This window comes from Bacillus sp. ABA4_010 (assembly GCF_056159105.1).
The window spans coordinates 130935-152668 of record NZ_JBSWUN010000003.1 but is presented as its reverse complement, the minus strand read 5'-3'; the positions used below and the strand labels follow the sequence as shown (position 1 = coordinate 152668).

The window sequence follows — 21734 nt, the reverse complement described above, 5'->3', positions numbered from 1 at the left end:
AACATAAAAAAACTGAATTTTCTGTTATTGTTAAATAAAAAAGAAGAGGCGGAAACAGTATAGCTGTCTCCGCCTTTCCACATTGGCTCCTTGGATGAAGGGGTTTCCAAAAACAAGTTTACCAACCTTTTATTAAGATAAATTAAACAAACTGTAAAGTTCACGTAAAGTTTTGTAAAGAAAGGGAATTTTTTCTTTACTTTTCATACGGTCTCCAAATCATTTCTTACAGAGTAGGCGGTTACTTAAAAAAAGTGACCGTAAAGGTCGTGCCTTCTCCTATTTGACTTGTCACCTCGATTTTCCCGCGGTGTGCTTCTACTAAATGTTTAACAATGGCCAAGCCAAGACCGGTTCCACCGGAATTCCGACTTCTCGCTCTATCAACTCGATAAAACCGCTCAAAAATTCGAGGAATTTCCTCTTCACTAATGCCAATACCGGTATCTTGTACGCTCACTTTGACACGATCACTTTCTTCTACAGCCCACACCCGAATAAAACGTCCGGATGGGGTATATGTAATGCCGTTGCTGATTAAATTAATAAAAATTTGCTTTAAGCGTAAGGGGTCAGCTTCGATGTATAAAGGTTCATCTGGAAGCTGGAGCTGTAAATCAATGTCTTTATCCGCCGCTTTTCCTGATAGCATCAAGAAAATTTCTTCTAATGTCTCCTGCAGATGAACAGATTGAATTGAAAGCGTAAAGCCTTGCTGTTCAATTTTCGATAAATCAAGCAAATCTTGAATCAGTCCTTGCATTCGATGACTTTCCTTTAAAATGATTTGCAGAAATTGTTCACGAAGCTGGGCATCTTCTCCCGCCCCTTCAAGTAAGGTTTCAGCAAACCCCTTAATGGAAGTAATCGGTGTTTTTAGCTCATGAGAAACATTAGCGACAAAGTCTTTACGTACCTGCTCTAGTTTCTTCAATTCTGTAATATCATGAAAAACGAGGACAATCCCTTTCCATTCATCATTTAATCCGATAATGGGGGCACCATACACATCAAAATGCTTTCGCTCAATTTTGATGGGAAGAACGAGCTGTTTACGGGATTTCACTTCCGTCATAAACACTTCTTCAACAAGGGCACTAACTTCTTTATGCTGGAAGGCCTCATAATACAAGCGATATAAATAATCAGAAGGATCGATTTGGAATTGCTCTTTATACGCCTTGTTCACAAGGTTGATGTATCCTCTGCTATCAATTAAGATAAGGCCGCTTCCCATGTTTTCAATTAATGTTCGGAGTCGATCCTGCTGCATTTCTTGTGTACTTATTAAATCTTGAAGATTACGTGCCAGCATGTTAATAGCTTGACTGAGCATGCCTGTCTCATCTACATAATCCTCGTATGTCCTTGCTTTGTAATTTCCTTTGGCCAGTTCCATTGCTACTTGTGTGGCTGCCTCAATCGGTTTCGTATATTGCGTCATAATTCGAACACCGAGGAGAAGAATGACAATCAATGCCATTCCAAGACTGCCAATTAACAGCCCCCATATTTGTTGATTAACTTTATCAAACGAATTAACCGATGTACTTAATATGACAAACCCCAAATGCTTCTCATTATCAATCAACGGGACTCCGTAATAATAAAGATTATCCTGTTCTTCGACTTGATAAAATCCGTCCTTATCTTTTAATTTTCCTTTAACAATGTCTTGAATAATCGTTAAATTATCTTGTTCGATATTCTCATCCATTTGATTGGAATCAAATACAACTTTTCCGCTTTGCTTAATAATCGTCGTTCGGACATTGAGTGTCGCGCTCACTAAATCAAGCTTTTCTTGTAAGTAAGGGCTCGACAATCCCTCTTCTTGCACAAGCAGCTCAACCACTTTCGCTTCCTTTTCCATTCGATGATGAAAATTTTGCAAATAAAACCCTTTAAAAAGCTGTCCTAAAAGCAGGGCCAGCCCAATTAAAACGACGATGATGAGAGTGAGAAGAGCAAAAAGCAAGCGAGAGCGGAACTTATTCATCCAACTTAGGCTCCTCTAGCTTATAGCCAAGTCCGCGAATCGTTTTTATGTATAACGGTTTGCGCGAGTTTTTCTCAATTTTCTCACGTAAATGGCTAATATGAACATCGACAATGCGCGTATCACCGGCAAAGTCATAATTCCACACAGCACTCAATAACTGATCACGAGTCAGCACGCGCCCTTTATGTTTGGCAAGATACAACAGTAATTCAAATTCCTTAGGGGTAAGCTCTAATCGGTCTGTCAAAAAATAAGCTTCATATTGCTCTGGTAAAATTTTTAAATCACCAATGAAAATGCGCTCTCCCTCTTCTTCCACCGAAACTTCAGGTGCGTGTAGCTGCGCGCGACGCAAAATCGCTTTTACCCTCGCGACCACTTCTCTAGGGCTAAACGGCTTTGTCATGTAATCATCTGCCCCAAGCTCAAGTCCCAGTACTTTATCGAATTCATCATCTTTCGCCGTCAGCATTAAGATTGGAATCATCACTTTTTGCTGTCGAAGTTTTTTGCATACTTCAATGCCATCCATTTTAGGAAGCATTAAGTCCAATACAATTAAATCCGGTGTCTGTTCCATCGCCATATAATAGCCTTCTTCTCCATCTTTGGCAGTTATCACATCAAAACCTGCTTGCTGTAAATTATATTGCAGCAACATCGCAATTGATTGCTCATCGTCAACAACTAATAACTTCTTACCCATAAACGCCTCCATCTGTACGAATTGAAACCTAGCTTTTAATACCATCATACAATGATTTCAGAAAGTGTACAATGAAGCATGGCAAATGTGTTTAAGTTCTCCTCAAGAACTTTCAATAGATTTTCTCCCCCAAACTCATAATAGGTGAACAAAAGCAACCCAACGTCGAACAAAGCTATCCGTGTCATTCCTAAAAAACCTAACAAAAAAATTCGAGGCGTCCCCCGAATTTTTTTGTTAGGTTTTATGCTAATACGTCCATAACATTTTTTACAGATTCTACTGATTTATCCAATGCCGCCTTCTCTTCTGCTGTTAATTCTAATTCGATGATTTTTTCGATTCCATTTGCTCCTAAAATGGTTGGCACCCCTAAATAAATGCCGTCAAAATTATACTCCCCTTCTAAGAACGCGATAGCTGGAAGGACACGGCGCTGATCTTTTAAAATCGCCTCCGCCATTTCTACTAGCGATGCCGCCGGAGCATAATAAGCACTGCCATTTCCTAGTAAATTGACAATCTCTCCGCCACCTTTACGTGTACGTTCTACAATTGCCTCTAACCGCTCTTTCGAAATAAGAGTTTCAAGCGGGATACCGCCGGCATAAGAATAGCGGACAAGTGGCACCATGTCATCGCCATGGCCACCTAAAACGAAACCTGTAATATCTTTAACAGATAAATTTAACTCTTGTGCAATAAATGTGCGGAAGCGTGCTGTATCAAGCACACCTGATTGACCAATAACACGGTTTTTCGGTAACCCTGCTTCTTTAAAGACCGTATATGTCATTGCATCTACCGGATTTGTCAACACAATGATAGTCGTGTCAGGCGAATGTTTCACAATTTCTTTTGTGATGGATTTCATAATTTTTGCATTTGTGGAAACAAGATCATCACGGCTCATGCCAGGTTTACGTGCGATGCCGGCAGTAATAATTACAAGGTCAGAATCAGCTGTATCCTCATAATTCGACGTACCGATAATATTAGCATCAAACCCTTGAACAGGACTTGCTTCAAGCATATCAAGCGCTTTCCCTTTTGTTGGATTTTCCAACTGCGGAATGTCCACAATAACAACATCCCCTAGTTCCTTTTGAGCAAGTAAAAATGCCGTCGTTGCTCCTGTAAAACCTGCACCAATTACTGAGATTTTTTTACGTTTCATTGTCATAAAAAAGACCTCCCTTATTGTCTTAAGACAGTTATGTATTACCGTTCACTCGCTTCACGCCTTATGCGAATGGCATTGACAAGCATCCTTCGAATGAAGGATGCTGCCAACTTCTATTTTAATCCATATTTTTAATTAATTCATCACCAAATGCAGAACATTTCACTTCTGTTGCTCCGTCCATTAAACGAGCAAAGTCATACGTGACCACTTTAGACGCAATGGTTTTTTCCATTGAAGAAGTAACAAGTTTAGCAGCCTCATGCCAGCCAAGGTGTTCAAGCATTAACACACCAGAAAGGATAACAGAAGATGGATTCACTTTATCCAATCCTGCATATTTAGGTGCTGTACCATGAGTTGCTTCAAAAATTGCATGTCCTGTTTCATAGTTAATGTTCGCACCTGGTGCAATACCGATACCGCCAACTTGTGCAGCTAACGCATCAGAAATATAGTCACCATTTAAGTTCATCGTCGCCACAACATCAAATTCACGAGGACGAGTTAAAATTTGTTGTAAGAAGATGTCAGCAATCGAATCTTTCACGATAATCTTCCCTGCTGCTTCCGCTTCTGCCTGTGCTTTGTTCGCTGCTTCTTTCCCGTCAGCTTCCACAATTCGATCGTATTCAGCCCATGTAAATACTTTATCACCAAACTCTTGCTCTGCTACTTCATAACCCCAGTTTTTGAAGGCACCTTCTGTAAACTTCATAATATTTCCTTTATGAACAAGCGTTACTGATTTTCGACCTTCGTTAATAGCGTAATTAATAGCGGCACGAACAAGGCGTTTTGTTCCTTCTGCTGAAATCGGCTTAATTCCAATGCCAGATGTTTCTGGGAAGCGGATTTTATTAACACCCATTTCTTCTTGTAAGAAGCGGATGACTTTTTCCACTGCTTCAGATCCATTTGCATACTCGATACCAGCATAAATGTCTTCTGTATTTTCACGGAAGATGACCATATCTGTATCTTCTGGACGTTTCACTGGAGAAGGTACTCCGTCAAAATATCGAACAGGACGAAGGCATACAAATAAATCTAACTCTTGGCGCAACGCTACGTTTAATGAGCGAATACCACCGCCAACAGGAGTCGTAAGCGGCCCCTTAATCCCGATTATGTATTCACGGATGACATCCAATGTTTCTGCAGGAAGCCATTCCCCTGTTTGGTTAAATGCTTTCTCTCCTGCTAATACTTCTTTCCATACGATTTTCTTTTCGCCATTATAAGCTTTTTCCACTGCTGCTTCTAATACACGTGAAGCTGACGCCCAAATATCTGGACCTGTGCCGTCTCCTTCAATAAAAGGGATGATTGGATAGTTTGGTACATTTAACACACCGTTTGTTACTGTAATTTTTTCTCCTTGGACCACGAAAATTACCTCCTAATAGCTTGTCTCAATCAAGTAGATTAGCAGAGGTGTCTAACAACCTTAAAGACTGCCAGACACCAAAATATAGTGTCTTACAAACGTTGTTCAATTGGTACGTAAACTTGTTTGTCTGGACCTGTATAATCAGCGCGAGGGCGGATTAAACGGTTGTTGGAGTACTGCTCAAGTATATGAGCAATCCATCCTGACACACGACTCACCGCAAAAATTGGTGTAAATAAGTCATGGTCAATCTTCAGACAGTGATATACAGAAGCAGAGTAAAAATCGACATTTGGTGGTAATGATTTTTCAGATGTGACAATCTCTTCGATTTTCACAGACATATCATACCATTTTGTTTCACCCGTCAACTGCGTCAGCTTTTCAGACATTTTCTTCAAATGCTTCGCACGCGGATCTCCTTGTCTATATACTCTGTGTCCAAAGCCCATAATTTTTTCTTTATTGTTTAATTTCGTACGGACATAAGACTCTGCATTTGCCACTTCTTCCACTTCTGACAACATTCTCATTACCGCTTCATTTGCTCCTCCGTGAAGAGGACCTTTTAAAGCACCAATAGCAGCGGTCACCCCAGAATAAACATCTGACAACGTTGCAACGCAAACGCGTGCAGTAAAAGTGGATGCATTCAATTCATGATCCGCATGAAGCACAAGAGCTTTATTAAACGCTTCAACAGCGATTTGACTTGGCTCTTCGCCTGTTAAAGTGTATAAAAAGTTCTCAGCAATGCTGTACTCCGTCTTTGGTGCAATCGGTTCTAACCCCTTACGAATACGAGAAAAAGCAGTCACAAGAACTGGCAGTTTCGCTTGAAGGCGCACAGCCTTGCGATAATTCGCTTCTTCATCCATGACATCAGCTTCATCATCATATAACCCTAATAATGAAACGGCAGTGCGAATTGCTGCCATTGGATGAACTTGTTTGATTGGATATGTTTTGAAGTGTTGAATCACTTCTTCAGGCAAGCTCGCATTTTCAGCCAGCTCTTTTGTGAAGGCGGTTAACTCTTGTTGATTTGGAAGTTTTCCATGCCACAACAAATACACAACTTCCTCAAAAGTGGCATGCTCCGCCAAATCATCGATGTTGTATCCACGATACGTTAGTGTATCATCAATGATTGAACTAACAGACGATGTAGTAGCTACAACCCCTTCAAGACCACGAGTAACTGTCATATTCCTCTCTCCTTTACCGAAAAAATTCCCCATAACCCATTTGCCTAAACCTCAGACAAACGCATAAACAACATTGAGCGTATGCTCAGTGTGAGAATAAACTTTCAAAAAGCACACTCTAATAAAAATCGTGTACTACACTAGTGTAACAGAAAAAGAAAATGCTTACATTTCCATTTGTTTCTAAAAGGGTACATTTACATGTATAAATGTATCTGCAAACATTTTATAAGAATGATACTAACCACTCTAAGGATATGTAAGCGAATGCTACCTCAAGTAATATTATAAACAATTATCAGACTTTTGTGAATCAAAAGAACAAATTATTTTTTTGAAACATTATTATTATAGTAAAACATCAAGAAAACAAATTAACCATTTTCATGAATAAATACGCAATACCGGCACCAATTAATGGCCCGACCGCCACCCCTTTAAATAACGAAACTGCTAAAATGGTTCCGAATACAAGCGCAGCCGTAATATGAGGATCATCTGCCAAAAGCTCCAGTCCATATTTAGCAATAAGGGCGACTGCAATCCCTGAGCCAAGCGCAATCCATGCATAGGAAGATTTCAACGCTTCCCCGAGCTGCTTGAACCCAATTTCACCTGTTGCAATGGGTACAAGAACGGCAATGGTAATAATCGTCACCCCAAGATTAATGCCTTTCGCTTGCAAATAAGGGAATAACTTCCCATCTAAACCAACCAACTTCAACAGAACGAGGAAAGAAGCTGCCACTATTAACGATTGATTTTTGGCTACTAGGCCAATAACAAGTAGAGCAAATAAAAATAAAATAGGTTGTGACACGATGATATTCATCCTTTCATGTAAAAAACAAGGTTTTTCATAATATTTCCTTAAATACGTAAATAAGAGTAAAATAAAAGTATGATTGTTAAAGGAGGGAATGTTTTGAACAAGCTTTACTTAGACCGTTTTATCCGCCTTTTCCTTGTCATTGCCGCTGTTGTACTTGGGGGATTGGCGCTCTATTATGTATCCACTCTTACATATCCGTTCATCATTGCTCTCATCATTGCTTTTTTCATCAATCCTCTTGTGAACGTCTTTCAAAAAGGCTTACGGCTTCCTAGGGCCATGGCGGTTCTCTTATCAATTTTCTTTGTCATAGGGTTAGTAGCTGGATTTGTTACCTTATTAGTCGTTGAAATTATATCAGGCACAGAATATTTGGCCAAAACCGTCCCAAGCCATTTCGAAAATTTGATTGTATTTATTGAAAATTTTATCGCCAGTCAAATCCTTCCGATTTACGAAGATATTCATTTCTTTTTTGACAGTCTTGGAGCCAACCAGCAAGAAACCATTTTAACAAACATCCAAGATATCGGAACAAAAATCACCCAGACAGTGGGAACCTTCATTACAAATCTACTTCAAAGTTTCCCCGCTTTACTCGGGTGGCTTCCAGATACAGCCACTGTCATTATTTTTTCCTTACTGGCTACTTTTTTTATTAGCAAAGATTGGTATCGTCTCGAAGCGGGACTTCAACGTTTCCTTCCTATGAAAGCAAGAAAAAGCGGTCAAACCGTTTTTGCTGATTTACGTAAAGCACTGTTTGGCTTTCTGCAAGCCCAATTAACGCTTATTTCAATTACAACCATCATTGTATTAATTGGCTTGCTAATTTTGCGGGTCGAATATGCGATTACGATTGCGCTTATTATCGGCCTTGTCGACATCCTACCTTATCTCGGAACAGGATTAATTTTTATTCCGTGGATTATCTATGCTTTTTTCAGCAGTGATACCTCTTTTGCCATCGGTTTATCAGTCCTTTATGCTGTCGTGGTTGTTCAGCGACAAGTCATGGAACCGAAGATTCTTTCTTCCAGCATTGGACTGGATCCGCTTGCTACCTTAATTTCGTTGTTTGTTGGATTCAAGTTACTTGGACTGATTGGTTTAATCGCCGGCCCAGTTATTCTCGTTCTTATCAAAACATTACATAGCGCACATGTCTTTGAAGAGCTTTGGAACTTTATTATCGGCAAAAAAACGACATAGCGTTTATAGAGATTCACCTTCATAATTCGCCACCTCTCCACCAAATGGGGAAAAATTCAATCATTGATTAAGACAGCAGTTTCCTTTCAGAAAATTTGTCTAGAACGAAAAGAGCCTGTCATGAACACCCCTTCACTTTCGGGATGTTCATGACAGGTCCCGTTGGAACGGATGTGACAGGCAGACTGTTATATCAGCCTTTTCGAATGGTAATAAAGTGGCCGTTTTTAAAAAGGTTTTGCAGCCATTTCGCCAGAAATGGTTTGACCATTTTTCTCGTTAACGGAAAAAGAAGAAAAAAGCCCATGGCGTCCGTAATAAAACCTGGCGTGAGCAAAACGGCTCCGCCAAATAAAACACAAATTCCATCTAATATCGCTTCTCCTGGGAGCTGACCATAAGACAATTGTTCCCGCGCTTTCATTAACACCGAAACTCCTTGCTTTTTCGCTAAATAGGCACCAAGAACACCTGTTAATATGACGAGCAAGAAAGTAGGCAGTGCTCCAAAGGTTTTACCTGACAACAAAAGCAACCACATTTCTAATGCGGGAATGATAATTAATAAAGGGATAAGAACACGCATAATAAAAGCCTCCTTTTGTAAAAAAGCCCGAACGTTTATAAATAAACTTCGGGCTTTTTCCATATACATCTGAACCAGCATGAACTTATTCATGCTGGATTATTTAAAAGAGGAACAAATTAAAGGACGCTTGCATGCCCTTCATAAATCGCACCTTGTGTCGCATCTACTGTGATTTCCTGACCGTCTTTAAAGATGCTTGTTGCATTTTCTACACCAACGATAACAGGAACACCAAGACTTAATCCAACAACCGCTGCATGGCATGTAAGACCGCCTTCTTCTGTAATAATAGCCGCTACTTTTTCTAGCGCTCCCATCATGTCACGGTCTGTACTATTAGTGATAAGGATTGAACCTTCTGTTACTTTTTCAGTCGCTTCTGCAGCATTTTTAGCTACTACAACTTTACCAAAAGCAGATTTACGGCCAATTCCTTGTCCTTTTGCTAATACATCACCAACAACATGGATCTTCATTAAGTTTGTTGCACCTGCTTCTCCTACAGGAACACCAGCCGTAATGACTACTACATCACCATGTGAAATGATACCTGTTGACAACGCTGACTGAACAGAGTTATCTAACATTTCATCAATAGAAGATGCATTTTGGCCGCTAACAGGGTATACTCCCCAAACAAGAGCTAAGCGGCGAGATGTAACTTCATTTGCTGTTACTGCGATAATTGGTGATTGTGGACGATATTTAGAAATCATTTTCGCTGTATAGCCGCTTTCTGTCGGAGCAAGAATTGCCGCTACTTCTAAATTCAATGCTGTATGAGCAACCGATTGTCCAATCGCATCCGTCACTGTGCAGCCAACTTGTTTATTGCGCTTTGATAAAATTTCACGGTAGTCTAATGCTTGCTCTGCACGAGACGCAATCGAGTGCATGGTTTGTACTGCTTCAACAGGATACGTACCAGCAGCTGTTTCACCAGATAACATGATCGCATCTGTACCGTCAAAAATCGCATTCGCTACGTCACTTGCTTCTGCACGTGTCGGGCGCGGATTACGTTGCATAGAATCAAGCATTTGCGTTGCTGTAATAACCGGCTTACCAAGAGCGTTACACTTTTTAATTAACGCTTTTTGCACAAGTGGTACTTCTTCAGCTGGAATTTCTACGCCTAAATCACCACGCGCCACCATTAAACCGTCTGATACTTCCAAGATTTCATCGATGTTGTCGACACCTTCTTGGTTTTCGATTTTAGGGATAATGTGGATATGAGAAGCATTGTGTTCTTCTAATAATTGGCGAATTTCTAATACATCTGACGCACGTCGTACGAAAGAAGCCGCAATAAAGTCAACACCTTGTTCGATACCGAATACGATGTCTTTTGCGTCTTTTTCTGTCATACCAGGCAAGTTGACGCTTACACCAGGAACGTTCACGCCTTTTTTATTTTTTAAAGTACCTGAGTTCAATACTTTTGTTGTAATTTCTTGTGCTGCTTTATCAATGCTTAATACTTCTAAGCCGATTAAACCATCATCTAATAAAATTCTAGAACCCGCTTCTACATCATCAATTAAACCAGGATAAGAGATGGAGAATTTTTCAGTTGTTCCTGTTACTTCCTTCATGGATACAACAACTTCAGAACCTGCTGTTAACTCAATAGCTCCGTTTTCCATATTATGAGTACGGATTTCTGGTCCTTTTGTGTCTAAAAGGATCGCTACTGTTTTCCCTGCTTGTTTCGCTGCTTCACGAATGTTTTGGATACGAGCGCCATGCTCCTCGAAATCACCATGTGAAAAGTTCAAACGACATACATTTAATCCGGCATTCATTAATTCAACTAATTTTTCAACACTTTCACTCGCAGGACCGATAGTACAAACGATTTTTGTTTTACGCATTCCCTTATATCCTCCTCGAACTTGTTCCATTTGTCTTAAATTGATAATTCTTTTGAAAGCTGGTACATTGAATGGTCGATATCATGTTTATGTTCTAAAATCTCAAGAATATCATGATCGACTAACACGTTATTTTGAATTCCTACACAACGTCCGCCTTTTCCTTCAAGAAGCAACTCTACTGCTTTTGCTCCTAAACGACTTGCAAGTACACGGTCGAATGCAGTTGGGGAACCTCCACGTTGAATATGGCCAAGAACACTTACACGTGTTTCTAATCCAGTTTCTTCTTCGATTCTTTTCCCGAAGTCTACACCGCTTCCTACACCCTCTGCCACAACAATAATGCTGTGCTTCTTGCCGCGGTCTGTTCCGCGTTTCAGGCGAGCTACGATGTCTTCCATGTCATAATCCGCTTCTGGAACTAGAATGGTTTCAGCACCACCTGCTAGTCCTGCCCATAAAGCGATATCACCAGCATGTCTTCCCATTACTTCAATGACATATGTACGATCGTGAGATGTTGCTGTATCACGAATTTTATCAATCGCATCGATTACTGTATTTAAAGCTGTATCAAATCCAATTGTAAAGTCCGTACCTGGAATATCATTATCAATTGTACCAGGAACACCTACACATGGAAATCCGTGTTCTGTTAGCTTTTTAGCTCCCATGTAAGAGCCGTCGCCTCCAATAACAACAAGTCCTTCAATCCCATGTTTCTTTAATTGTTCAATTCCTTTTTGCTGCCCTTCAAGGGTTCTAAATTCCGGGCATCGAGCAGAGTAAAGCTTCGTACCGCCGCGGTGGATAATATCCCCTACGTCTCCTACTTCAAGCTTTTCAATGTTTCCCGCGATTAATCCGGAATACCCATTATATACTCCATATACCTCTAAGTCATGATAGATTGCTTTACGAACAACTGCACGAATAGCGGCATTCATTCCGGGTGAATCTCCGCCACTTGTCAAAACACCAATTCTTTTCATGTCTCTTTTCACCTCATTGCGCTTAACTGTCTATAAAATACCATGAAGAATGTTGGAACACAATAGAGAAGGAAGATTACCCAAAAGGAAAACGCGCATCCCTTATTTTGTCAGGATGCACGCCTCCTTATTTTATCCCTATGATATCGTTTTCAAACGAAAATTGTCCGATTTTTTTGTATTTTAAGTACCGATGCTCGATTAGTTCTTCTGCTGTCAATTTTTTTAACTCCAGCAGTGATTGCTTCAAAACTTCATCGATTTGTTCAGCCTGTCCGCTAACATCGCGATGGGCCCCACCCTTTACTTCCGTTATCACTTCGTCAACGATGTTCATTTCCTTTAAATCAGGTGCAGTAATCTTCATTGTTTCAGCCGCTTTTTTGGCAAGGCTCGCATCCTTCCATAAAAGAGCAGCTGCCCCTTCAGGAGAGATAACAGAATAAGTAGAGTTCTCCAACATATGAAGATGGTTTCCTACACCTAGTGCTAAAGCACCACCGCTTCCACCTTCACCGATTACAATACAAATAACAGGAACGCTCAAACCAGCCATCTCAAACAGATTTTTAGCAATAGCTTCACTCTGTCCCCGTTCTTCTGCCGCTTTTCCAGGGTATGCCCCTTTTGTGTCGATAAAACAAATAATAGGTCTTGAAAATTTTTCTGCCTGCTTCATTAATCTGAGTGCTTTTCGATAGCCTTCAGGGTGCGGCATTCCAAAGTTTCGCTTAATATTTTCCTTCGTGTCTTTACCACGCTGATGTCCAATGACAGTTACAGAAAGACCGCGGTACTTAGCAATTCCACCTACGATGGCCTGGTCATCCCCGTAGTAACGGTCACCATGACACTCAATAAAGTCTGTGAATAAATGCGAGATATAATCAAGTGTTGTCGGTCGTTCTGGATGGCGGGCAATTTGGACGCGATCCCACGGTTTTAGATTTTCATAAATCTCTTTTTCCACTCTTTCTAATCTTGATTCAAGTGTTGTAATTTCACTATTTAAATCAACATCCGTGTTGTTAGCAAACTCTTTTAATTCATGAATTTTATTTTTTAATTCCACGATGGGACGTTCAAATTCTAATTCGCCTACCATTCTAGTTCACCTCCGTTTACGTGAATATCGAGAATCGTGGCCAATCTCTCTTTCATTAGATGACGAGGAATAACATCATCCAATTGGCCATGCTTCAATAAAAACTCTGCTGTTTGAAAATCTTCCGGCAGTTCTTCACGAATTGTTTGTTCAATGATGCGTCGGCCGGCAAATCCAATTAACGCACCAGGCTCAGCAAAATTGTAGTCACCAAGAGACGCAAAGCTCGCAGATACCCCACCAGTGGTCGGATGTGTCATCACAGAGATGATGAGTCCTCCCCTGTCACTAAATCGTTTTAAAGCTGCACTTGTTTTCGCCATCTGCATCAAGCTCAAAACGCCTTCTTGCATTCTCGCACCGCCTGAAGCGGTAAAGATGATAAAGGGAACTTGTAGCTCTCCAGCCCGTTCAATGGCTCTTGCAATTTTTTCACCGACAACTGAGCCCATGCTCCCCATTCGAAAACGAGCGTCCATGATAGCTAATACGACCTTCATATCCTGTATAAGTGCTTCTCCAGTCACAATGGCTTCATTTAAATTTGTTTTCTCTCGATCCTTTTCTAGCTTCTCTTCGTAGTCTGGGAAACTAAGAGGATTTTGAGACATAAGCGCTTCATCTAATTCAACAAACGTTCCTGAATCAACAAGACTGTTAATTCGTTCAGATGCTGTCATTGGATGATGATGACTGCAATTTAAACATACATTCAAATTTTTTGCTAATTCTTTCGTATACATGATCTTCTTACAGTTTTTGCATTTCGTCATGATGCCTTCCGGTACATCTTGTTTAGAATGCTCTGAAGGGACAGATGCATACTTTTTCTTTTTCGCAAATAAATCTCGTAACAAGCTGTAACCTCCTTATTTAAATGTTCTTCGGTAAAATCCCTAAGAGACGTTTATCATTGGAAACAACGGCACCGGATGTCTATCGATCAGTTTCCGTCTTCATCAGTGCTTCATAATACGCTCGATGTATGGTTAAAGCCTGCTGCTCATCCCGGTTCACAATGGCTTTCAATAATTGTTCCAACATGTCTTTTCCGTTTACAGGATAAGTATGTTCCAACGTTTTAAAATATCCTTCTACGACTCTCCAAATTCGCCATAATAACCGATTATCAATATACTGAAATAATTCTTGCAGGACATATTTTTCATACTCGGGCTCTGTTTCCATTTTGTCATTTAACTGCTGAATTTCAGAATCTGTCAGTCTATAAAAGGCAATTTTCAACGTCATTTGCTCAATCCAAAATTTTGTCTCGACCAAATCTTGTTTTGCTTTGCTGTCTTGAAGAAGAAACGTCGCTAACAAATCAATAAGCTGATGTTCACCTATTTCCTTGATAAACGTTCCTTCTCCTCGACGCGTTTCAATAATGCCTAGCAGTTCAATAGCTCGTAACGCTTCTCTTACAGAAGAACGGCCTACATTTAATCGTTCAGACAGTTCTCTTTCAGAAGGAATTTTGTCTCCCGTCTTCAGCCCGTCAATTTCAATCATCTTACGAATTTGGTTTAAAATTTCTACATATACCTTTGATTTCTCGCCAGTCAATGGGATTCTCACTCACTTCATTCAATAATGGCTAAACGGCGTGTTTTCTCCGCTACATCTTCTGGATTCACTCGAATACGTGCCACACCTGTTTCCATTGCAGCATTCGCAACAGCCGCTGCCACAGCAGGAGCAATCCGAGGGTCAAACGGTGCAGGGATTACATAATCGGCATGAAGTTCTTGTTCATCAATTAAATTCGCAATGGCTTCTACCGCCGCCATCTTCATTTTTTCATTAATATGTGTGGCTCGAACATCAAGCGCTCCACGGAAAATACCAGGAAAAGCCAACACATTATTTACTTGGTTTGGAAAATCAGAACGGCCTGTCCCCACTACTTTTGCCCCGGCTGCTTTCGCTTCTTCCGGCATAATTTCCGGAACTGGATTAGCCATCGCAAAAATAATAGGATCTGCATTCATCGTTTCAATCATTTCCTTTGTTAAAGCACCTTCAACCGATACGCCAATAAATACATCGGCTCCGTGAATAATATCTGCTAAAGATCCTTCAATTTTGTCACGATTCGTGTAAGAAGCCACTTCCTCTTTGACATTGTTCATACCGTAAGGACGACCTTCATAAATCGCGCCTTTGGAATCGCACATGGTAATATTGCGAACACCATAGCGGTATAATAATTTAATAATGGCAATTCCCGCAGCCCCTGCTCCGTTAGCCACTACTTTAATTTCAGACATGCTTTTTCCAGTGATTTTTAAGGCATTAATTAGCCCTGCTACCGTGACAATAGCGGTACCATGCTGATCATCGTGGAAAACAGGAATGTTCGTTTCCTTTTTTAACCGCTCTTCTATCACAAAACAATTAGGAGCCGCAATATCTTCCAGATTGACCCCGCCAAATGTCGGTTCTAACATTTTTACAGTCTCTACAATTTTATCCACATCTGTCGTATTTAAACAAATTGGAAAAGCATCCACCCCAGCGAAGCTTTTAAATAAGACTGCTTTGCCTTCCATGACGGGCAAGGCGGCTTCTGGTCCAATATTTCCCAAACCTAATACAGCCGTACCGTCCGACACGACAGCTACCATGTTCCCCTTCATCGTATATTCATATACTTTGTTGACATCATCATAAATAGCTTTACATGGTTCTGCGACTCCTGGTGAATACGCTAAGCTTAAGTCTTGAGCATTTCGAACCGGAATTTTTGATTTTGACTCCAATTTCCCCTGATGAACTCGATGCATATGCAATGCTTCTTCACGTAACGACATACATCCCCACTCCCTCTTGTATAAAACAACCATAATATTATGATTAAATAAAAATACCCCTTTAAAGTGGTCTGACCACTTTGACTCTTCTACAATATAACAAATAAATCGGAAATGTAAAGGTTATAATTTTTTTAACACGACATTTCCTTCCCCCAAAATCGCTTCCAATTTCCGCAAAGATTCAGGTACAGGCTGAACATGATAAGCTTCCGGCAACTTCACAATTTTTTTCTCGTCCTCGTAATACATAATGACCGGAACGTTGCCTCTATAGCTTGCTAAAATATGCTGAATAGACGAAAGTTGCCCTTGATGCTTATGCTTTTCTTCAATCTTTAAATACAATACATTCGCTTCCATTTCCTTCATTTCCTGTGAACTTTCGACTTTTTTCACATCTTTCATAATAAATTGCAGCTGCCCGTCGCGGCTTTCGGTTTTCCCAGACAACAGCAGTACTTCTCCCTGTTTTAAAATAGCTCCGTACTGCTTATACGTGCTAGGAAACGCAACAGCTCTCATTTCTCCTGTTTCATCACCTAATGTAAAAAAAGCCATTTGCTCCCCATTTTTTGTTCGAATTACTTTCTCAGCAGACAAATAAGCTCCAACAATCACATTTCCAACGAGTTGCTCATGTAGCACCTGATAAATCGGCTTCGCACCGGAAGAAAAAAAGGCAGAGCGAAACGGCATTGCCGGGTGACTCGATAAATAAAGACCGAGCGCTTCCTTTTCCCGCTTTAGCTTTTCTTCCAACGCCATTTCGCTCATTTCCGTATATTTCGGCTTTAACGAAAGACCCTCATCCAAAAAGAAATCCGACTGATCGCCAAAACCCATGAATTCTATATGTTCCAAGGCCACATCAATGCTCGCCAACAAAGTGGCACGATTTTCTCCAAATTCATCAAAACATCCCGAAACAATGAGCGACTCTAATGTCCGGCGGTTGACGATTTTCATCGACACACGCGTACAAAAGTCAAAAAGGTCGCTAAACGGCTGTTTCCTTCTTGCTTGAAAAATTTCCTTCAGTACTGCTGCTCCGACATGCTTAATCGCCGCGAGGCTGAAGCGAATCCCTTCGTTTTCAATGGTAAAATCATACATACTTCCATTAATAGACGGAGGCAAAATGGCAATCTTTTTCGCTCTCGCTTCGTGGATGTACTGAGTAATTTTCTCTTCATTTCCAATGACACTCGTTAAAAGGGCCGCAAAAAATGGACCCGGATAATTAGCCTTTAAATACGCGAGCTGATAGGCAATCATACTGTATGCTACTGCATGACTCCGGTTAAATCCGTAATCAGCAAAGCGAACAATTAAATCATAAAGTTCATTCGCCGCTTCGTCATCATAGCCGTTTTCTACACACCCTTTTACAAAGCGATTTCGCTGTTCATCCAGTACCGCTTTTTTCTTTTTGCTGACAGCTCTGCGAAGCAAATCCGCTTCCCCAAGGGTGAACCCCGCCACCGTTGATGCAATTCGCATAATTTGCTCCTGATAAACAATAACGCCATAGGTTTTATGTAAAATGCTTTCCAATGCGGGATGAGAATAAGAAATAGGTGCTTTTCCATGTTTTCGTTTAATATACGTCGGAATATTCTCCATAGGCCCTGGCCGATACAAAGCGTTTACCGCCACAATGTCCTCAAATTCCGTCGGTTTCAACTGTTGCAAAACCTTTCTCATTCCGCCTGATTCCAATTGGAAAATACCAGTCGTATCCCCTTTTGTCAGCAAAGAAAAAGTGAGCGGATCTTGCGGCAGCTTCTCTAAATTAAGGTGGCGTCCGGTTTCTTGATAAATACGATGGACAATCTTATCAAGAATCGATAAGTTCCGCAGGCCGAGAAAGTCCATTTTTAATAAGCCAACTGCTTCTAATCCCCCCATATCCATCTGGGTCAAATACACACCCTCGTGACCTTCTTGAATAGCAATTAAATCGGTTAATGGTCTTTCACTAATCACAACACCGGCCGCATGTGTGGATGTATGCCGCGGCAGCCCTTCAATAGCTTTAGCGGTGTCAAACAACTGTCGGCGTGTTGGAGTACTGTTAATGTAAGCACGCAACTCCTCTGATTGTTCATATGAGGCTGTAAGTGTAACCCCCGCTTTATTGGGGATTAGCTTAGAAATAGCGTCTACTTCTTCTAGGTGAACTCCCAGTACTCTTCCAACGTCTCTCACAGCTGCTTTCGCTGCCAGCGTTCCGAAAGTAATAATTTGTGCTACATGCCATTCACCATATTTCTTTGCCACATAGCGAATCACTTCATCTCGTCGGTGGTCTGGAAAATCAATATCGATATCCGGCATCGAAATACGCTCAGGGTTTAAAAAACGTTCAAATAATAAGTCATATTCAAGCGGGTCAATCTTCGTAATATTTAAGGCATAGGCAACAAGCGACCCCGCTGCCGATCCCCTTCCAGGTCCCGTCACAATGCCATTCTGATGAGCATAGTTCATAAAATCCCAGACGATAAGAAAGTAATCACTGAACTTCATTTGGTTGATGACCGCTAATTCATAGTCCAGTCTCTCCTTATATTTTTCTGAATCGTACCGCCCCTCTCCTTTGTCACGTAACCCTGCTTCACATAACTGCCGTAAATAATCATGCGCCTCTATTCCTTCTGGTACAGGATATTTCGGCAAATACGTATTGCCAAGAGATATATCAACCTGACACCGTTCACTTATCAACATCGTCTCCGTCAATGCCTCTGGCAAATCAGAAAATAGTTGAACCATTTCTTGCGGAGATTTCAAATAATACTCATTCGGCTCCTGTAGCTCTTGTTCGGTCTCTTCTAGTTTTCTGCCTTCTTTAATAGCTAACAAACACTCATAGGCAAAATGCTGTTCTTTCTCTATGTAACGGACATCATTGGCTGCAACTAGTCGAACTCCCCACTCGCGCGCTAGTGGAACAAGCTTCTCATTCAGTTCATTTTCCTTAGTTCCGTGCCTTTGAATCGAAAAAAAGACGTTATCACGTCCAAACGTACCTTGTAAAAAGCGTGTCATTTCTTCTGCTTCTTGAATACGTCCAGTCTCAATATAGTTCTCAATCATCCCTTGTCGGCCCGGAGACAATACAAGGAGTCCTTCACTGTAGCGTGGCAACCATTTCAACTTTAAGCCTTTTGCCGCTTTTGTTTTCATGAGACTGCTCATTTTCAATAAATTATGATAGCCTTTCTTATTTTCCGCTAGGAAGACAAATGGGAAGGCCCCTGCCTCTAATTCATCGTTTTCCAAAATGGATGCCGTAAGACCGATAATGGGTTTAATCCCTTCCCGCTTACATGCTTGATAGAAAGATATCGCGCCATACATCACATTTTCATCTGTTAATGCCAAAGATGAATAATTGAGTTTTTTAGCTTGGCGAACTAAATCGTCTATTTTAACGGCACTGCTTAATAAACTGTAGCCGCTTTGTATTTGTAAATGAACAAAAGGCACTCTCTTCCCCACCTTCAATCTCAATATCTTTTGATCCCTCATTAACGGGCAGTAAGGCCCCTACTTGTGACGTACAGGATGTACAAGCGAAGACGTGGCAACGAGACGTCGTGTTTTTAGTCTTTGTTCCTTGTGTAAATGGGACATAACTGCCCGTAAAAGCCCGATAAGTCAACTAACCATCAGTGGGGGATGAAGGACCCCCTATCGATGGAAGTTTCCTTTATTATAAAATTTGTCACATCGATAGACAAATTACATAACTTTTCACGTTTGTCCATATACATGAAGGGAGAAGGAGGGCCCGTTTATGAAAGATACATTTATGTCTCTATTTATTTTGAGTTACTTTATTGCGTTTGGAGTATTGCTTGGCGGAACATTAATCGGTGCATTTGGAGCCTTTTTGACAGGAAAACCACCTTTGTCGTATATGGTGACGTTAGCTGGTAATTTAAAAATATGGGCGCTTGTCGCAGCCATCGGCGGAACATTTGATACCTTTTACAGTTTAGAGCGAGGGGTATTTCAAGGAGCGACGAAAGATGTGTTTAAACAAATGCTCTATATATTGGCAGCTATGGGAGGAGCTCAAACGGGAACGATGATTATTAGATGGCTCACTCAGGAGCACATTGGCTCATGAGGATTCCTCCTCTCTATAAAGATAGGAATTGGCAGCGATTCCTATCCGGAATGCTGTTAGGGGCTGTCATTAGCTGGTTTGTCTTTTTAATGCTTTTTGGAATCTCACAGGACCGGCAAATTCAAACGATTCATAAACAAAAAAATCAAATTCTCGATTTAGAAAAGAAACTGGACATTTGGCAAGGAGAAGTCGAAGAATTAAACAAATTAAAAGAGCAGAAACTCGTCATTGAAGATATAAAAGTGAAAATCATTAATGAGAAAAAATTCAAATTAGATTCCTACACGATGTTCCTTATCCAAGAAAGTGTAAAGGAAGAGATGGACCACGTCATTTCGAAAAATATGGAAGACGTCTATAAATCCAGTACCTCACTGAAAAAAGCTATCGAAAATAAGGAATATAAAATTGATAAAACGACATATACCGTTGAAGTTCATGAAATCTTTTTCTATACTACTCTCTCTGTACAACTGAAAATTAAAAATGTTAAACAAGCACTTTAATCTGTTTCGTCATTAAATAAGGGGTTACGGTCCAAAAACAAACCGTATCCCCTCTTCAGGAACTTTCCCCGTATTTATTTTTAACGTGAACAAACGTCTTCTAAATCAGCCAATACGTCTTTCATTTCATCCCATGAATAGATGGAAGCGCCAGCCGCCAGCGGGTGACCCCCGCCTTTATATTTTTGAGCAATCGTATTAATAACAGGCCCTTTCGAACGTAAACGAACACGGATTAAGTCATCTTCCTCAATAAAAAACACCCATGCCTGAATACCTTCAATGCTCCCAAGAATCCCTATCAATTGAGAAGCTTCAGAAGGAGTAGCCCCAAAATGCTCTAACTCTTCTTTTGTTAGCTTCATATACGCTACACCAGAAGGTTGGAGCGTAAATTGCTGCATGACATATCCTTGCAATCGTGCCACGTCCAACTTAATGCTGTAGAGCTGATCATATAATTCTTTAAAATCAAATCCATATTGAACTAACTCGCTCGCATACTGAAATGTTCTCGGTTTTGTACTTGGAAATAGAAAACGACCTGTATCCCCTACCATTCCGGCATAAATTAAGCGAGCCGCTTGCGGGGACATTTTCAACCCTTTATCTTTTCCGAATAAGTACAATTCATAAATCATTTCACTAGCAGAGCTCGAATTTGTATCCACCCACAACATGTCACCATATGGATCTTCATTTGGATGGTGATCAATTTTTATAATCATTTTTCCCTGTTTATAACGTTGGTCACACACTCGTTCCTCATTGGCTGTATCACAGACGATGACGAGAGCATCTTCGTACACATCATCTTCAATAAAATCAAGACGGGATAAAAATTTTAACGAAGGTTCTTCCGTGCCAGCTGTATAAATCTTTTTATCAGGAAAAGAGGCTTTTAAAATTTCCGCCAGACCGCATTGAGAACCGTATGCATCTGGATCTGGGCGAACATGACGATGAATAATAATTGTATCGAACTCACGGATTAATTGTAATATTTGCGCTTTCATATATATCTCCTTTTGCATGATGGATGACAGACATTACTTACATTTATTAAATCACAAAACGAAAGTGTTTTGAAAGAACATCTATCTATAAATCGCATACTAGAAATTATTGTCACATGACGTTACAATAATAGAGAACACTTTCATTAG

General features: G+C 40.5%; 18 protein-coding genes. 3 read left to right on the top strand and 15 right to left on the bottom strand.

The window, feature by feature from the left end; all coding sequences use genetic code 11:
* Positions 1 to 241: 241 nt before the first annotated feature.
* The 6 genes from pnpS to ACXAEO_RS01935 all read right to left on the bottom strand — a co-directional run bounded on the left by pnpS (position 242) and on the right by ACXAEO_RS01935 (position 7324).
* Positions 242 to 1999, bottom strand: a complete 1758-nt coding sequence (pnpS, locus tag ACXAEO_RS01960) for a two-component system histidine kinase PnpS (protein WP_474877330.1) — start codon at positions 1997 to 1999, stop codon at positions 242 to 244.
* Entirely contained in the window at positions 1992 to 2708 is a 717-nt protein-coding gene (locus tag ACXAEO_RS01955; RefSeq protein WP_474877328.1) for a response regulator, read from the bottom strand. The genes pnpS and ACXAEO_RS01955 overlap by 8 nt, the downstream gene beginning before the upstream one ends.
* A gap of 244 nt (positions 2709 to 2952) precedes the next feature.
* The gene (gene mdh, locus ACXAEO_RS01950) at positions 2953 to 3891 is read right to left on the bottom strand and encodes a malate dehydrogenase (RefSeq protein WP_474877326.1); all 939 of its coding nucleotides are present in this window, start codon (positions 3889 to 3891) and stop codon (positions 2953 to 2955) included.
* 118 nt (positions 3892 to 4009) lie between these two features.
* Positions 4010 to 5281: an NADP-dependent isocitrate dehydrogenase gene (gene icd / locus ACXAEO_RS01945; RefSeq protein WP_474877322.1), complete on the bottom strand. Its 1272-nt coding sequence runs from the start codon at positions 5279 to 5281 to the stop codon at positions 4010 to 4012.
* Between the two features lie 92 nt (positions 5282 to 5373).
* A complete protein-coding gene (gene citZ, locus ACXAEO_RS01940) occupies positions 5374 to 6492 on the bottom strand; it encodes a citrate synthase (protein ID WP_474877318.1) in 1119 nt (372 codons plus the stop codon).
* A gap of 361 nt (positions 6493 to 6853) precedes the next feature.
* A complete protein-coding gene (locus tag ACXAEO_RS01935; protein WP_474877316.1) occupies positions 6854 to 7324 on the bottom strand; it encodes a DUF441 domain-containing protein in 471 nt (156 codons plus the stop codon).
* Positions 7325 to 7417: 93 nt separating this feature from the next.
* Here ACXAEO_RS01935 and ytvI point away from each other — a divergent pair, with 93 nt between their 5' ends.
* Positions 7418 to 8536 (top strand): sporulation integral membrane protein YtvI, encoded by a 1119-nt coding sequence (gene ytvI / locus ACXAEO_RS01930; protein WP_474877314.1) that lies wholly within the window; start codon positions 7418 to 7420, stop codon positions 8534 to 8536.
* A gap of 193 nt (positions 8537 to 8729) precedes the next feature.
* Here ytvI and ACXAEO_RS01925 read toward each other — a convergent pair whose 3' ends face one another.
* From ACXAEO_RS01925 to dnaE, 8 genes are all read right to left on the bottom strand, one after another.
* Positions 8730 to 9122 carry an FxsA family protein gene (locus tag ACXAEO_RS01925; RefSeq protein ID WP_474877311.1) on the bottom strand — a complete coding sequence of 131 codons (393 nt, stop codon included), beginning with the start codon at positions 9120 to 9122 and terminating at the stop codon, positions 8730 to 8732.
* Positions 9123 to 9241: 119 nt separating this feature from the next.
* Positions 9242 to 11002: a pyruvate kinase gene (gene pyk / locus ACXAEO_RS01920; protein WP_474877309.1), complete on the bottom strand. Its 1761-nt coding sequence runs from the start codon at positions 11000 to 11002 to the stop codon at positions 9242 to 9244.
* A 35-nt stretch (positions 11003 to 11037) separates the two neighbouring features.
* The gene (gene pfkA / locus ACXAEO_RS01915; protein ID WP_474877307.1) at positions 11038 to 11997 is read right to left on the bottom strand and encodes a 6-phosphofructokinase; all 960 of its coding nucleotides are present in this window, start codon (positions 11995 to 11997) and stop codon (positions 11038 to 11040) included.
* Positions 11998 to 12124: 127 nt separating this feature from the next.
* Complete coding sequence (gene accA, locus ACXAEO_RS01910; RefSeq protein ID WP_474877304.1) at positions 12125 to 13102, bottom strand: acetyl-CoA carboxylase carboxyl transferase subunit alpha; 978 nt, start codon at positions 13100 to 13102, stop codon at positions 12125 to 12127.
* On the bottom strand, positions 13096 to 13959 hold the full coding sequence (gene accD / locus ACXAEO_RS01905) for an acetyl-CoA carboxylase, carboxyltransferase subunit beta (RefSeq protein ID WP_474877300.1): 864 nt from the start codon (positions 13957 to 13959) through the stop codon (positions 13096 to 13098). Before accD ends, accA begins: the two co-directional genes overlap by 7 nt.
* A gap of 79 nt (positions 13960 to 14038) precedes the next feature.
* Positions 14039 to 14671: a FadR/GntR family transcriptional regulator gene (locus ACXAEO_RS01900; protein ID WP_474877296.1), complete on the bottom strand. Its 633-nt coding sequence runs from the start codon at positions 14669 to 14671 to the stop codon at positions 14039 to 14041.
* A 17-nt stretch (positions 14672 to 14688) separates the two neighbouring features.
* Positions 14689 to 15918, bottom strand: coding sequence for an NADP-dependent malic enzyme (gene ystJ, locus ACXAEO_RS01895; RefSeq protein ID WP_474877294.1), 1230 nt, complete (start codon positions 15916 to 15918; stop codon positions 14689 to 14691).
* Positions 15919 to 16041: 123 nt separating this feature from the next.
* Positions 16042 to 19413, bottom strand: a complete 3372-nt coding sequence (dnaE, locus tag ACXAEO_RS01890; protein ID WP_474877291.1) for a DNA polymerase III subunit alpha — start codon at positions 19411 to 19413, stop codon at positions 16042 to 16044.
* A 310-nt stretch (positions 19414 to 19723) separates the two neighbouring features.
* Between dnaE and ytrH the strand changes: the two genes are divergently transcribed.
* Both ytrH and ytrI read left to right on the top strand, forming a co-directional pair.
* Positions 19724 to 20059 (top strand): sporulation membrane protein YtrH, encoded by a 336-nt coding sequence (ytrH, locus tag ACXAEO_RS01885; RefSeq protein WP_474877289.1) that lies wholly within the window; start codon positions 19724 to 19726, stop codon positions 20057 to 20059.
* Entirely contained in the window at positions 20056 to 20568 is a 513-nt protein-coding gene (gene ytrI, locus ACXAEO_RS01880; protein WP_474877286.1) for a sporulation membrane protein YtrI, read from the top strand. Before ytrH ends, ytrI begins: the two co-directional genes overlap by 4 nt.
* Before the next feature lie 80 nt (positions 20569 to 20648).
* On the opposite strand, the gene ACXAEO_RS01875 is transcribed toward ytrI, so the two are convergent.
* A complete protein-coding gene (locus tag ACXAEO_RS01875; RefSeq protein ID WP_474877283.1) occupies positions 20649 to 21584 on the bottom strand; it encodes a DHH family phosphoesterase in 936 nt (311 codons plus the stop codon).
* Positions 21585 to 21734 lie beyond the last annotated feature (150 nt).

Excerpts from the sequence above, each read along its gene's own strand:
- ACXAEO_RS01955 (WP_474877328.1), bottom strand. The coding sequence starts at position 2,708 with ATGGGTAAGAAGTTATTAGTTGTTGACGATGAGCAATCAATTGCGATG.
- ytrI (WP_474877286.1), top strand. The coding sequence starts at position 20,056 with ATGAGGATTCCTCCTCTCTATAAAGATAGGAATTGGCAGCGATTCCTA.
- ACXAEO_RS01925 (WP_474877311.1), bottom strand. The coding sequence starts at position 9,122 with ATGCGTGTTCTTATCCCTTTATTAATTATCATTCCCGCATTAGAAATG.
- ystJ (WP_474877294.1), bottom strand. The coding sequence starts at position 15,918 with ATGTCGTTACGTGAAGAAGCATTGCATATGCATCGAGTTCATCAGGGG.
- citZ (WP_474877318.1), bottom strand. The coding sequence starts at position 6,492 with ATGACAGTTACTCGTGGTCTTGAAGGGGTTGTAGCTACTACATCGTCT.
- pnpS (WP_474877330.1), bottom strand. The coding sequence starts at position 1,999 with ATGAATAAGTTCCGCTCTCGCTTGCTTTTTGCTCTTCTCACTCTCATC.
- pyk (WP_474877309.1), bottom strand. The coding sequence starts at position 11,002 with ATGCGTAAAACAAAAATCGTTTGTACTATCGGTCCTGCGAGTGAAAGT.
- pfkA (WP_474877307.1), bottom strand. The coding sequence starts at position 11,997 with ATGAAAAGAATTGGTGTTTTGACAAGTGGCGGAGATTCACCCGGAATG.
- mdh (WP_474877326.1), bottom strand. The coding sequence starts at position 3,891 with ATGACAATGAAACGTAAAAAAATCTCAGTAATTGGTGCAGGTTTTACA.
- ACXAEO_RS01935 (WP_474877316.1), bottom strand. The coding sequence starts at position 7,324 with ATGAATATCATCGTGTCACAACCTATTTTATTTTTATTTGCTCTACTT.
- ytrH (WP_474877289.1), top strand. The coding sequence starts at position 19,724 with ATGAAAGATACATTTATGTCTCTATTTATTTTGAGTTACTTTATTGCG.
- ACXAEO_RS01875 (WP_474877283.1), bottom strand. The coding sequence starts at position 21,584 with ATGAAAGCGCAAATATTACAATTAATCCGTGAGTTCGATACAATTATT.
- accA (WP_474877304.1), bottom strand. The coding sequence starts at position 13,102 with ATGGTAGGCGAATTAGAATTTGAACGTCCCATCGTGGAATTAAAAAAT.